Origin of the sequence: Maricaulis sp., from assembly GCF_030149515.1 — a bacterium.
Taxonomy (GTDB): domain Bacteria; phylum Pseudomonadota; class Alphaproteobacteria; order Caulobacterales; family Maricaulaceae; genus Maricaulis.
The window spans coordinates 124,433-136,092 of the sequence record NZ_JASBRI010000025.1 but is presented as its reverse complement, the minus strand read 5'-3'; the positions used below and the strand labels follow the sequence as shown (position 1 = coordinate 136,092).

At 64.6% G+C, this 11,660-nt stretch carries 14 protein-coding genes; 6 read left to right on the top strand and 8 right to left on the bottom strand.

Going from position 1 to position 11,660, the window contains the following annotated elements; translation table 11 throughout:
• Window positions 1-109 precede the first annotated feature (109 nt).
• The gene (locus tag Q1U94_RS12340; protein WP_300545112.1) at window positions 110-778 is read right to left on the bottom strand and encodes a cell cycle transcriptional regulator TrcR; all 669 of its coding nucleotides are present in this window, start codon (window positions 776-778) and stop codon (window positions 110-112) included.
• Window positions 779-933: 155 nt separating this feature from the next.
• Window positions 934-1,920, bottom strand: coding sequence for an NAD(P)H-quinone oxidoreductase (locus tag Q1U94_RS12335; RefSeq protein ID WP_300545109.1), 987 nt, complete (start codon window positions 1,918-1,920; stop codon window positions 934-936).
• 55 nt (window positions 1,921-1,975) lie between these two features.
• Between Q1U94_RS12335 and Q1U94_RS12330 the strand changes: the two genes are divergently transcribed.
• The 3 genes from Q1U94_RS12330 (at window position 1,976) to Q1U94_RS12320 (ending at window position 4,498) form a co-directional block, all read left to right on the top strand.
• Window positions 1,976-2,173 (top strand): DUF1192 domain-containing protein, encoded by a 198-nt coding sequence (locus Q1U94_RS12330; RefSeq protein ID WP_300545106.1) that lies wholly within the window; start codon window positions 1,976-1,978, stop codon window positions 2,171-2,173.
• Between the two features lie 79 nt (window positions 2,174-2,252).
• A complete protein-coding gene (locus Q1U94_RS12325; RefSeq protein ID WP_300545104.1) occupies window positions 2,253-2,777 on the top strand; it encodes a DUF1465 family protein in 525 nt (174 codons plus the stop codon).
• A 140-nt stretch (window positions 2,778-2,917) separates the two neighbouring features.
• Entirely contained in the window at window positions 2,918-4,498 is a 1,581-nt protein-coding gene (locus tag Q1U94_RS12320) for a glycoside hydrolase family 13 protein (RefSeq protein ID WP_300545102.1), read from the top strand.
• Between the two features lie 57 nt (window positions 4,499-4,555).
• Here Q1U94_RS12320 and rpmE read toward each other — a convergent pair whose 3' ends face one another.
• A complete protein-coding gene (gene rpmE, locus Q1U94_RS12315; RefSeq protein WP_300545099.1) occupies window positions 4,556-4,774 on the bottom strand; it encodes a 50S ribosomal protein L31 in 219 nt (72 codons plus the stop codon).
• Window positions 4,775-4,978: 204 nt separating this feature from the next.
• Here rpmE and Q1U94_RS12310 point away from each other — a divergent pair, with 204 nt between their 5' ends.
• On the top strand, window positions 4,979-5,896 hold the full coding sequence (locus tag Q1U94_RS12310; RefSeq protein WP_300545097.1) for an alpha/beta hydrolase-fold protein: 918 nt from the start codon (window positions 4,979-4,981) through the stop codon (window positions 5,894-5,896).
• Window positions 5,839-6,075, top strand: coding sequence for a type II toxin-antitoxin system CcdA family antitoxin (locus tag Q1U94_RS12305; protein ID WP_300545116.1), 237 nt, complete (start codon window positions 5,839-5,841; stop codon window positions 6,073-6,075). Before Q1U94_RS12310 ends, Q1U94_RS12305 begins: the two co-directional genes overlap by 58 nt.
• A 75-nt stretch (window positions 6,076-6,150) precedes the next feature.
• On the opposite strand, the gene Q1U94_RS12300 is transcribed toward Q1U94_RS12305, so the two are convergent.
• On the bottom strand, window positions 6,151-7,140 hold the full coding sequence (locus Q1U94_RS12300; protein WP_300545095.1) for a peptidoglycan-binding protein: 990 nt from the start codon (window positions 7,138-7,140) through the stop codon (window positions 6,151-6,153).
• Window positions 7,141-7,143: 3 nt separating this feature from the next.
• Entirely contained in the window at window positions 7,144-8,136 is a 993-nt protein-coding gene (locus Q1U94_RS12295) for a hypothetical protein (protein WP_300545093.1), read from the bottom strand.
• Window positions 8,137-8,357: 221 nt separating this feature from the next.
• On the opposite strand from Q1U94_RS12295, the gene Q1U94_RS12290 reads away from it, so the two are divergent.
• On the top strand, window positions 8,358-8,966 hold the full coding sequence (locus tag Q1U94_RS12290; RefSeq protein WP_300545091.1) for an NAD(P)H-dependent oxidoreductase: 609 nt from the start codon (window positions 8,358-8,360) through the stop codon (window positions 8,964-8,966).
• A 55-nt stretch (window positions 8,967-9,021) separates the two neighbouring features.
• Here the strand turns inward: Q1U94_RS12290 and Q1U94_RS12285 are convergent, their stop codons facing one another.
• The 3 genes from Q1U94_RS12285 to Q1U94_RS12275 all read right to left on the bottom strand — a co-directional run bounded on the left by Q1U94_RS12285 (window position 9,022) and on the right by Q1U94_RS12275 (window position 11,632).
• The gene (locus tag Q1U94_RS12285) at window positions 9,022-9,819 is read right to left on the bottom strand and encodes an inositol monophosphatase family protein (RefSeq protein WP_300545088.1); all 798 of its coding nucleotides are present in this window, start codon (window positions 9,817-9,819) and stop codon (window positions 9,022-9,024) included.
• Between the two features lie 6 nt (window positions 9,820-9,825).
• A complete protein-coding gene (efp, locus tag Q1U94_RS12280) occupies window positions 9,826-10,392 on the bottom strand; it encodes an elongation factor P (RefSeq protein WP_300545085.1) in 567 nt (188 codons plus the stop codon).
• A 115-nt stretch (window positions 10,393-10,507) separates the two neighbouring features.
• Window positions 10,508-11,632: a tetratricopeptide repeat protein gene (locus Q1U94_RS12275; protein WP_300545084.1), complete on the bottom strand. Its 1,125-nt coding sequence runs from the start codon at window positions 11,630-11,632 to the stop codon at window positions 10,508-10,510.
• Between the last annotated feature and the right edge of the window lie 28 nt (window positions 11,633-11,660).

Below are 11,660 nucleotides of genomic sequence, written 5' to 3'. Positions count from 1 at the left end.
GAAACCCTGTTTGGTGGCAACAAGTCAGAATAGCCGGCTTCACACCCGACACGAAAAAGGCCTGGAACCGATCGGTTCCAGGCCTTTTTCGTGTCGGGTGTGAAGCCGGCTATTCTGACTTGTTGCCACCAAACAGGGTTTCCAAATCGATCTCGGCCTCCTGGACCGGTTTGTCTTCGGCCTGATGCAGGTCTTCCTGGGCCTTGAGCGTGTCGGTCAGCAGCTCCGGATTTTCTTCCTCGAGCTTGCGGCGACGCGAGGACGCTTTCTTGACCTGCTCGTCCAGGTCAATCTGGGTGCAAAGACCCAGCGACACCGGATCGGTCGGCTTGATGTTGGACGAGTTCCAGTGGCTGCGCTCGCGCACGGCCTGGATCGTCGTCTTGGTGGTGCCGATCAGCTTGGAGATCTGGGCATCGGCCAGTTCCGGGTGATTGCGGACGAGCCAGGCGATCGCGTCCGGACGATTCTGGCGACGCGAAAGCGGCGTATAGCGCGGCCCCCGACGCTTGGCCGGCTGGTGGAGCTCGGAATATTTCGGCTTCACGACGGTCATCCGATAGGTGTCGGTATTTTCGGCTTTCTCGATCTCTTCGCGAGTCAGCTGACCGTTGGAAATCGGATCGGCGCCGCGCACACCGACAGCCACATCGCCGTCCGCGATCCCCTTCACCTCAAGCGGATGAAGGCCGCAGAAGCCCGCGATCTGGTCGAAAGTCAGCGAAGTATTGTCGACGAGCCAGACAGCCGTGGCTTTCGGCATCAGGATCTCGGTCATGAATTCCCTCTCTCCTCGGAGAAACAAAAAAAGCCCGACACGGCGGCCGGGCTTGGGCGTCCGACGCTGAGTGGCGGGATCCCCCGGTCACAAAGCGATTTGTGGCATTTATATCGCGTTTGGATGCGATAGGAAAGCGGCGGCCCCGCTATTTGTCAGCATGCCAGCAGGATTTTTCCGGCGTGCTGCCCGCCGTCCAGGCGCGCGTGAGCGGACCGCGCATCGGCCAGAGCGAAACGACTGTCGATCACCGGATGCAGCTTGCCGGCGGCGATCCAGGGCCAGACGGTTGTGAGCACTTCGCGCGCAAGCCGCGCCTTCTCGTCATCCGGCCGCGCCCGCAGTGTGGAACCCGTCAATACGATCCGCTTGAGCATGACCCGCATCAGATCGACCTCGACCCGGCTGCCCTTCAGAAAGGCGATGGATACAAGGCGCGCACCCGCATTGGCACAATTGATGTTCTTCTGGACATAATCGCCGCCGACCATGTCGAGCACGACGTCAGCCCCGCCCGCCTCCTTCACGGCGGCCTCGAAATCGGTGTCGCGGTAATTGATGGCGATGTCCGCGCCCAGTGTCTCGCACAGGGCAACCTTCTGCGGCGTGCCCGCCGTGGCGATGACACGCGCACCGTGCGCCTTGGCCATCTGGATCGCGGTGGTCCCGATCCCGCTCGTCCCGCCATGAATCAGCAGTGTTTCATCAGGCGACAATGCACCGGTTTCGAACACGTTCGCCCACACGGTGAAAACCGTCTCGGGCAGGCCGGCAGCATCCGCCAGATCGACACCCTCCGGCGCCGGCAGGACCGACCCGGCCGGGGCGATCACATGCTCGGAATAGCCGCCACCCGCGACCAGAGCGATGACGTCATCGCCCTCCGCCAGCCCGTCGACGCCCGGCCCCAGCGCGGCAATATGGCCGGACACTTCCAGGCCCAGGCCTTCCGGTGCCCCCGGCGGAGCCGGATAGAAGCCCAGCCGCTCGATCTGGTCGGGCCGGTTGACCCCGCAAGCCACATTCCGGATCAGAACCTCACCTGGCCCGGGCACAGGCATGGGACGTTCGACCAGGTCGAGCACGTCCGGACCGCCGGGCTCGCGGGCTATCACAATGCGGTTTTGCGCCTTGGAGGCCATGGGAAAAGTCGCCTTTTCGCGCTAGGTTGCTGAAAACATGAAGATGGAGAAGTCCATGTTTCACGATGACGCCGACGCCGCAAGCGCCAAGCCCAAGGATGCCATCATTCCCGGCGAGGATCTCAGCGCGCTGTCGCTGGAAGATCTTGCCGAACGCCGCGCCCTGCTGGAAGCCGAACTGCGCCGTATCGACGCCATGACCGAAAAAAAACAAGCCGGACGATCTGCCGCCGACGCAGTGTTTAAGTTTTGATCAAGGGTTTCGCGCAATCTGGCCCGCGTATTGCTTCGATTCGCCCGAACCCGATGGCTGACCGACAACTGGACGCGTGATGACCGATAATTCGCCGACCCTCTTCCCTGCCGGAGGCGCCCCCGCCGCCCGGGCCCAGGATTTTGCCAATTCGGAAATGTTCCAGAAGCTGTTCCGGGAAGGAATGGATCTGGTCGAGGAAACGGCGAACTATCTGGACGGTCCCGGACGCGACGATTCCAAATCTCTGGACCGGGCCGGCGCCCTGTCCTACGCGTCGGAAAGCATGAAGCTGACCACGCGGCTGATGCAGGCGGCATCCTGGTTGCTGGCGCAACGCGCCGTGTCCGAGGGCGAGATGAGCGCCGAGGATGCCACCGACGGCAAATATCGCCTCTCGGCGGATCGTCCCACTGACGGATTGTGGCCGGACGGCGAAAACCCGCCACCGGTCCTGCTGGACCTGGTCAGCCGCTCCCGGTCGCTCTACAGCCGCCTCAAACGTATCGACGACAATCTCTATGTCGACGGTCTCGTGGAATCCGACACCAATCCGGTCGCCGACCAGATGGCCATGCTGCGCGGTGCCTTCGGCGAGCGCTAGCAGCCAGCCCGTCCGGGAATGACATGGCGCACGCTCGGGCCGGAGCGTGCGCCTTTTTCTTGCCGCCCCACCCCGATTGCCCCGTCCCTGTGATCGGATAGTCTGAACGGATCGCCCAAGAACACCGGCCGGGGGGCTTCATGACCAGACTGCTCATCACCACACTTTCCGCCATCCTGTCAGCTTGCAGCACGGGCCCGGACTTGCAGGCGCAGACCGGTGAATCGCCGTTCGATGCACGGCGGGCGGACTGGCGGGCCGGCGCGGTCACCTATCAGATCTTCGTTGACCGTTTCGCCCCCTCCAACGATATCGACTCCAAGCGTCATCTCTACGCGCCACCCCGCACGCTGGAAGCCTGGTCGGAGCAGCCTGCCCAGGGCGAGCCTGTGCCGGGCGAGATCGTCTGGAGCCACGAACTCGCCTTCTGGGGGGGCGATCTGGACAGTGTGCGGCGCCAGGCCGGCTATCTCGATGCACTGGGGGTCGATGTCGTCTATCTCAACCCGATCCATCTCGCCCCGACCAACCACAAATATGATGCCATCGACCTCACCGAGATATCGCCGGAATACGGTACCCGTGCGGATCTGCGCGCCCTGGCCGACACGCTGCATGCCAACCGCATGCGGCTCGTTCTCGATGGCGTCTTCAATCATGTCGGCGTGCGCTCGCACTGGTTTGTCGACGCGCAATCCTCGCCCGACAGCCCCTATCGCGACTGGTTCCATTTCGGCGAAGACTATCAAAACGGCTATGTCGGCTGGTGGGGTGTCGCCAATCTACCCCAGCTCAACTGGAATAATACGGACGTCAGCGCCCGCATCGCGACCGCGCCGGATTCCGTTGTACGGCAATGGTTTCGCGACGGGATAGACGGCTGGCGGCTCGACGTCGCGACCGAGCTGGGTTTCGATCATCTCGCAACCATCTCGGCCGCCGTTCATGAGACCCGGCCCGGCGCGCTCGTTATCGGCGAAGTCTGGTCCTACCCGCAGGGCTGGACGGGATCGCTGGACGCGGTGATGAATTTTCCATTGCGCGAAATGATGTTCGCTCATGTGGAAGGACGCGTCGGCGGCGCCGAATTGGGCGAGGCGGTCGAGACGATGATTGCCGATGCCGGACTGGATCCGTTGCTGCGATCGTGGATCCTGCTCGACAATCACGACACGCCGCGGCTGCGTACGCTCTATCCCGACCCGGCCGACCGGGCCTATCTGCAGGCCCTGCAATTCGCGCTGCCCGGTGCGCCCCTGATCTACTACGGCGTCGAGGCCGGCATGACCGGCGGTCACGATCCGGGCAGCCGCGGTCCCATGGACTGGGAGAATGCGAGGCCGGACAATCCGGAATTTGCCCGGCTTCGCGCCTTGATAGAGATTCGCGAAAGCGCGCCCGCCCTGCGGATCGGCGATTTCGTCCCGCTGGCCACGCGCGACCTGCTGGCCTTCCTGCGCACGACAGACCGTTCGGCTGAGACCGTGCTGGTGGTCGCCAATAATCGCGAAAGCGCCGTTACCGAAACGCTTTTGATCCGCGATGGCCGGTTGATGAATGGCGACGTGTTCGAGGACGCCATGAGCGGCGAGACCTTCAACACGCAATCCTCAACCATCGAGGTTACCGTGCCGGCGCGCAGCGTGCGCATCCTGGCACCGCGCCGGTGGCCCGACCACACGGGACGCACGGGGCATTCACCCTATCGCCATGTCCCGTAAAAAAGGGCGCGAACCCGGCGGTTCGCGCCCGTCTTGTTGCGGAACAGGAAAAGAGCCCTACACGAAGCCCTTGAACTTGTCCTTGAAGCGCGAAACGCGGCCGCCACGGTCCATCAGCTGCTGATTGCCGCCGGTCCAGGCCGGGTGCGAGGTCGGATCGATGTCCAGGGTCAGCGTGTCGCCTTCCTTGCCCCAGGTCGACTTGGTCTGAAACTCGGTCCCGTTCGTCATCTTCACGTTGATCAGATGGTAGTCGGGATGGATATCCTTTTTCATCGGTCCGGCTTTCTTGTCATCCGCCGCGCCACACCGATCCACAGCCGGGCACGCAGCTCATGTAAACTCAGGAGCGCGGGTCTATACAGGAAGCTCGGAGCCGGAGCAACCATTGCGATGAGTCGCAGATCCTGGCGTCCGCCACTTGCGCCGGAAGGGCAATCAGACAACCGTAGCACCCGACATCCCCACTCGGAGAAGACCTTGAAAAGGTTCACGGCCAGCCTCGTACCCATAGCGCTTGTCACCTCCCCGCTCCTGGCACAGGAGCCGGAAGCCTGGACCGCGACGCAAGACGGGACACCGATACGTTTCGGCACCACCCACCAGATTACATCGGCCGTCCTTGACGAAGAGCGCACCGTCAATGTGTGGCTGCCGCCGGGGCACGAGACGGCCGAGGAGGCCTATACCGTGCTCTATCTCATCGATGGCGGAGTTGAGCAGGACTTCCCTCATATCGCCGGCCTCGCCCAGCTCGGCGTTATTTCATGGCAGTACGCCCCCTTGATCGTGGTCGGCATCGAAACCGGCGACCGCCTGCACGAGCTCACACCGGAGCCCGCCGACCCGCGTTACAGTGCCCAGTTCGAGACAGCCGGCGGCGCAGCCGAGTTTCGCGCCTATATCGCGAACGACGTCATCCCCTTCATCGAGGCTTCCTATCGCGTGGGCGGACGCCGCGCCGTGATCGGGGAAAGCCTGGCCGGACTGTTCATCGTCGATACCCTGCTCGAACAGCCGGACCTGTTTGACGACTACATCTCGGTCTCGCCCAGCCTGTGGTGGGACGATCAGGCCGTCGCCGAACGGGCCGTCGAACGACTTGGCGCCGCCGACTATTCGGACACACGCGTCTATCTGACCATGGGCGATGAGGGCGGAACAATGCAGGCCGGGCTCGATACACTTCTTGCGGCGCTCGACGCGGTCGAGGACGCGCCGGACTACCGCTATGTCGACCGCCGCGAGACCGAGACACACTCGACAATCTATCACGGCGCCGCGCTCGACGCCCTGCGCTGGCTTTATTCCCGCCCGCCATATGACTATGGCGAAATCCCCTGGTATCTGATCGAGGGCGGCCATCCGGACGACGGGCCGGATGGCGGGAGCGAGTAGCGGTCCGCGAACGAAAAGGCCGCCGCTGGCGCGAGGAAAACCGTGCCGCCATCGAGGCGCACAATCGCCGCATCGAGCGGGAGGGCGCCATGTGCCATCGAACCCGTGATTTCCGCTCACCGCGATCAGCGCGCGTACTCGAAAATCCTCGCGAACTTGTGCGGCACATCCTTCGCTGATCGCCGGAAATTCAGTCGGTTCGTCGAGTCGACCGGACGCCGGCACCAGAACCGTCGCCGAGACAATATTTCCTCCTAGCGAGACGTCAGCTTCAGCTCGATCCGCCGGTTCCGCGCATTGGCCTCTTCCGACCGACCCTCGGCAATCGGATGATGCTCGCCAAAGCCCGCCGCAACCAGGCGCTGGGAGGGCACGCCCAGCTCCTCGAACCAGTTGACCACAGAGATCGCGCGGGCCGCTGAGAGGTGCCAGTTGGAGGGATAGGTGGTTCGGATGGGCACGGGGTCGGTATGACCGTCGATGCGGATCACCCACTCCAGATCAGAGGGGATTTCATCGGTCAGCTGGATGATCGCCGCCGCAATGGGCCGCAGACTCTCCCGGCCTTCGCTCGACAGCGCGGCCGAGCCGGACGGGAACAGCACATCGGTCTCGAAAACGAAACGATCGCCGACAATGCGTACGCCGGTCCTGTTTCCCAGGATCTCGCGCAGCCTGCCGAAGAAGTCGGACCGGTAGACGGCCAGTTCCGCCGCGCGCTCGGCCAGAGCGGCATTGAGGCGTTCGCCCAGATTGATGACCTGCGCCTCGGCCTCTTCCGCTCGGCGCTCGGCCGCATCCAGGGCCTCGTTCAAGGTCGCCAGCTGGTCGCGCAGCACCTGCATCTGCTGGTTCAACAGCGCCAGGGCGCGGCGGCTGTCTTCGGACATCTCTTCCGCCGCCGCCAGATCGGCCTCCAGACTCTCTGCCTGGCTGGTCGCCATCGCCAGGGCACCTTCCAGCGCATCACGTTCCTGCTCCAGCCCGGAAATGCGCAGTTCCAGCCGGGCATTCTCGTCGCGGGCGATGTTGAGCTCGTTCGCCAGCTCGGCCAGCTGCGCATTGAGATCGGCCAGCTGATCGTCGCGGCTGGTCAGCGCTCGTGACAGGGCGAACTGTCCCGCCACAAAGATCGACAGCAGAAAGACAATGACCAGCAGCAATGTAGCCAGGGCATCGACAAAGCCCGGCCAGTGATCGCCGCTGTCGGCCTCCTGGAAACGCGCAAACCGGGGCGAGGCCATGGCTTACTCCCCTCCCCGCTCCCGCGATTTCAGGGCGCGGATCAGGACCCGGATCTCGTCGCGCAGGGCGCGGGCTGCCTCTTCGTTGGAAGCACGGCTGTCGTCGGCAAAGCGCTGCAGCGTGGTATCCAGCTGGCGCGTGTGGCGTTCCAGCGTATGCGCCAGCTTGTCCAGCGTTTCCGCCGTCTGCTCAAGGAGCGCACCGACATAGGCCGAAGACACCTCGCCATCGCCCGAAGTCGACGGGGCGGCCGCAGCCAGGCGCGAGATGGAGGAGAGCCATTCCTCAATCTCGTTGTAGAACCGGTTCTGGGCGCGGCTGGCCTGAAGGTCGAGAAACCCGATCACCAATGAACCGGCCAGGCCGAACAGCGAGGACGCAAAGGCTGTTCCCATGCCCTGGATCGGCTCCTCGATGGCCGACATCAGCCGCATCACATCGGCCTCGCCTCCGGTGGAGCTTTCGGTCACGGCCCGCACCGCCTCGCCAACATCGGAGACCACCTGCAACAGGCCCCAGAACGTGCCCAGCAGGCCCAGGAAGATCAGAAGACGCCCGAAATAGCGCGTGAAGGCGCCGGCCTCGGACATCCGCGCCCCGACGGAATCGAGTACGGTACGCACAGAGCCCGCGGACAGGGACATGCGGCCATCGGTCTGCCCGATCATCGACGCCATGGGTGCGATGAGGGCCGGTGGCTTGGGCAGGCTGGCCGGATCTTCCGCCGACCGGAACCTCACCAGCCAGCGCGCGGCAGGTCCGATCCCCAGTGCCTGGGCAAAGGTGTAGAGCACACCGATGACCAGAACCGCGAGAATCAGGCCGTTGATCGCCGGATTGGCCCGGAACGCCTCTTCGAGCGGCCCGATCAGCCAGACACCCAGCGCGATCACGACAGCCACGAAGACCGCCATCCAGACGATATAGCGCCAGGGCCCTGTGAAGCGCACTACGGGCGCGCCGCGCATATCCCCATTCCGGTCAAGAACTGGCATGCCTTCCCCTTGTCTCCGCCAAGACCCCTTCCTTACCCCGGATTGGGACATTTTGGAGGCGAGGTCAAAGCCTCTCTCCCGAGCAGCGCCCCCGACCTCGGGACCCATAATTGCCGAACCGGAAACAATAAGCTTCCCGACTGCCCTCTTATATCCGCCCAGGGAAATCGGCATCTGCAATGCCAGTCACGGCCCCAGGGCGCCCCACGAAGGAGACGGACATGACCGACACCCCAGCCCCGCACATTCTCCGCATCGATGCCAGCATGCGCCGCACCGGTTCGCACTCGCGCCGGCTGACCGATCGCGTTATCGAGCGGCTGCGCGAACATCATCCCGGTGCACAGGTGACTGTCAGGGACCTCGCCGAGGAAACGCCCTCGTTTGTCGACGAAACATGGATCGGCGCCAATTTCACCGACCCGTCCGAACGCAGCGAGGACCAGCGGAATGCGCTCGCCCGGTCCGACGCCCTGGTGGCGGAATTGAAGTCTGCGGACATGATCGTTATCGGCATGCCGATCTACAATTTCTCGGTCCCGGCCGCGCTGAAGGCCTGGGTCGACATGATCGCCCGCGCCCGGGAGACGTTCGTCTACACCGAAACCGGACCGAAGGGCCTGCTGGACGGCAAGCGCGTCATCCTCGTGGCCGCCTCGGGCGGCACCGAAGTGGGCAGCGCGATCGACTTCGCGACCGGCTACATGAAGCATGTTCTGGGCTTTGTCGGCATTACCGATGTCGACGTGGTCGATGCAGGCCAGCTGATGTTCGGTGAAGCCGAGCGGGTCGACGCCGCCCAGGGCCAGATCGACAGTCTCGCAGCCTAGCCATTTCGGCGATGGCGCTACGCGTTTGGCATCAAGTTGCGCGATGTCAAACGCGCTACCTCGCCGCCGCGTTCAGACGCTGGCCCAGTTCGCCCAGCATGGCTTCATTGCCCGCAGCGATGTGACCGGTGGCGAGAATGTCGGCACCGCCATCGATCTCCGCGACGAACCCGCCCGCTTCGCGTACCAGTACGATGCCGGCAGCGATGTCCCAGGGCTTCAGATTGCGTTCCCAGAAGCCGTCGAACCGTCCGGCAGCGACCCAGGCGAGGTCGAGCGCGGCCGAACCCATGCGGCGAATGCCGGCGCAATGCGGCATCACCTGGTGCAGTTCCTTGAGGAATTGCGCGTGCCCCTTCTTGCCGATGAAGGGCATGCCGGTGGCCATCACGGCCTCGTCGAGATGCTTGCGGCCGGCCACGCGCAGGCGCCGGTCCGACAGCCAGGCGCCGCGGCCCTTTTCGGCGTGGAACATTTCGTCGGTGGCGGGATTGTAGATCACCCCGGCAACCAGCTCCCCCTCGCGCTCCAGTGCGATCGAGACCGCAAAATGCGGCATGCCGTGCAGGAAGTTCAGCGTCCCGTCCAGCGGGTCGACGATCCAGCGGTGGGACTTGTCTGTGCCCTCGACGATCCCGCGCTCTTCCATCAGAAAGCCGTAACCCGGCCGGGCCTGGGTCAGGCGGTCGTAGATGATGTCCTCGGCCTTCTTGTCCGCGACCGAGACAAAATCTGCCGGCCCCTTGCGTGAGACCTGCAGGTGTTCGACGTCGCGGAAGTCGCGATTGAGCGAGCGGCCGGCCTTGGTGGCCACTTCCGTCATCACGGTGAGGAGCGGGGAGAGGGAACCCATCGCGGCTTAGTCCGCCCGGCGGACGTAGGAACCGTCCTCGGTCGCCACGATGATCTTCTCGCCCATGCCCACGAAAGGCGGCACCGAGCTGCGCACCCCGTTGGACAGGATGGCCGGCTTGTACGAGTTGGCCGCCGTCTGTCCCTTCACCACCGGCTCGGTCTCGGCGACTTCCAGGGTGACATGCTGTGGCAGGGAAATGCCGATCGGCCGCTCTTCGTGGAATTCTACGACGACGGTCATGCCTTCCTGCAGATATGCTGCCCGGTCCTCGCCGACGAAATCCTTGGCAAGTTCGATCTGCTCATAGGTCTCGGCATCCATGAAGGTCAGCATCTCGCCGCTGTCGAACAGGAAGGTGTGATCCTTCTGTTCCAGGCGCACCCGCTCGACCTTGTCGGCGGCGCGGAAGCGTTCGTTCAGCTTGCGGCCGTCCAGAAGATTCTTCAGCTCGACCTGGGCAAACGCGCCGCCCTTTCCCGGCTTGACGTGCTCGGTCTTGACCGCGACCCAGAGCGTGTCCTGATGCATCAGCACATTGCCGGGTTTGATTTCATTGCCGTTGATTTTCATGCGTCCACCTGTCGGCCGCTGAGGCCCGATTATCCGTTGGCGACCCGTTCGGCCGCGAAGTGGCGCTCTCCTATCAGCGGGGACGGAGTACGGCAAGCGGCGTGCGGCAATCGGCTCAGCCGGCCTCAGCCTGTTCGCGCATGCGGGCCTGCACGTCCAATGGCAGAACCCGCTCGAGGGCCGCTTGCAACCGGTCGCGGTCGCGATTGTGAACGGGTGCGCCGAGAGGGTCCGTCGCCGCCGCCACGGCCCAGCGATAGGCCGCTTCCAGGTCCTGGTTCACGCCTTCGCCCTGGGCCAGCACGAAGGCGTAGAGATACTGGCTCTCGGCATCGCCGCCGCGCGCACCGCGGGAAAACCAGTGGGCGGCCTCGGCAAGGTTCCGCTCGCCGCCACGGCCCTGGTACAGCATCAGCCCGTACTGGCCCTGGGCCGGGGCGTAATCGCTCTCGGCCGCAATGCGCAGCCAGCGCCGGGCCTCGCCATCCTCCTGTTCGCCGCCCTCGCCATCCGCCCACATCATGCCGGCCTGGAAGGCCGCTTCAGCCAGGCCGGCTTCTGCGGCGCGTCCGTACCAGACACGGGCGCCGGCCGCATCGCGCTCCCCGCCGGCCCCGTCGTCGAGCATCTGGGCGAGCTGGTACATGCCTTCGGCCGATCCCTGCTGTGCGGCGCGCTCGGCCCAGCGGCGCGCCGACACAGCTTCCTGGGGAATGCCGGACTGTTTCAGCTCGAGAGCAAAGGCGATCATGCCGTTGATATGCCCGGCCCGGGCTGCCCGCTCGAACCAGATGCGCGGAGAACCCAGCTCCAGGCTCTCATCGCCCAGACGGGCCAACAGGCCAAGCTGATAGAGAGCAACGGGATGGTCCTGCCGGGCCGCCCGGTGAAACCAATCAGACGCGGCAGCCATGTCGCGCGGGCCGCCACGGCCATCCCGCGCCATGATCCCGGCCAGGGCCGCTGCGTCGGACAGGCCGGCCACAGCGGCCGTCCCGGCATAGCGCCGGGCGGGAACCCAGTCGCCTCCCATATAGGCCACCTGGGCGCGATACCAGGCCTCCTCACCCGGCGACAGACCGGCCGGAATGCTGACATCCTCCGCCTCGAGCCCGGAGCGGGCTGCGTTCTGCACCTCTTCGGGCAGCAGGATGAGTTCCTCGGGGAAGGCGACGGCATCGTCCTGGGACAATGCGGGGGCCGAAACGACAAGGGCGGCAATAAGGGCAATGCGCAGCATGGCAGTCTTTCAGCGCCGGCAACCGGTC

What these genes read in the sequence shown, in the direction of transcription:
- Q1U94_RS12285 (WP_300545088.1), bottom strand. Translation starts at nt 9,819, where the DNA reads ATGGGTTCCCTCTCCCCGCTCCTCACCGTGATGACGGAAGTGGCCACC.
- Q1U94_RS12295 (WP_300545093.1), bottom strand. Translation starts at nt 8,136, where the DNA reads ATGCCAGTTCTTGACCGGAATGGGGATATGCGCGGCGCGCCCGTAGTG.
- rpmE (WP_300545099.1), bottom strand. Translation starts at nt 4,774, where the DNA reads ATGAAAAAGGATATCCATCCCGACTACCATCTGATCAACGTGAAGATG.
- Q1U94_RS12320 (WP_300545102.1), top strand. Translation starts at nt 2,918, where the DNA reads ATGACCAGACTGCTCATCACCACACTTTCCGCCATCCTGTCAGCTTGC.
- Q1U94_RS12325 (WP_300545104.1), top strand. Translation starts at nt 2,253, where the DNA reads ATGACCGATAATTCGCCGACCCTCTTCCCTGCCGGAGGCGCCCCCGCC.
- Q1U94_RS12300 (WP_300545095.1), bottom strand. Translation starts at nt 7,140, where the DNA reads ATGGCCTCGCCCCGGTTTGCGCGTTTCCAGGAGGCCGACAGCGGCGAT.
- Q1U94_RS12335 (WP_300545109.1), bottom strand. Translation starts at nt 1,920, where the DNA reads ATGGCCTCCAAGGCGCAAAACCGCATTGTGATAGCCCGCGAGCCCGGC.
- Q1U94_RS12330 (WP_300545106.1), top strand. Translation starts at nt 1,976, where the DNA reads ATGTTTCACGATGACGCCGACGCCGCAAGCGCCAAGCCCAAGGATGCC.
- efp (WP_300545085.1), bottom strand. Translation starts at nt 10,392, where the DNA reads ATGAAAATCAACGGCAATGAAATCAAACCCGGCAATGTGCTGATGCAT.
- Q1U94_RS12340 (WP_300545112.1), bottom strand. Translation starts at nt 778, where the DNA reads ATGACCGAGATCCTGATGCCGAAAGCCACGGCTGTCTGGCTCGTCGAC.
- Q1U94_RS12275 (WP_300545084.1), bottom strand. Translation starts at nt 11,632, where the DNA reads ATGCTGCGCATTGCCCTTATTGCCGCCCTTGTCGTTTCGGCCCCCGCA.
- Q1U94_RS12290 (WP_300545091.1), top strand. Translation starts at nt 8,358, where the DNA reads ATGACCGACACCCCAGCCCCGCACATTCTCCGCATCGATGCCAGCATG.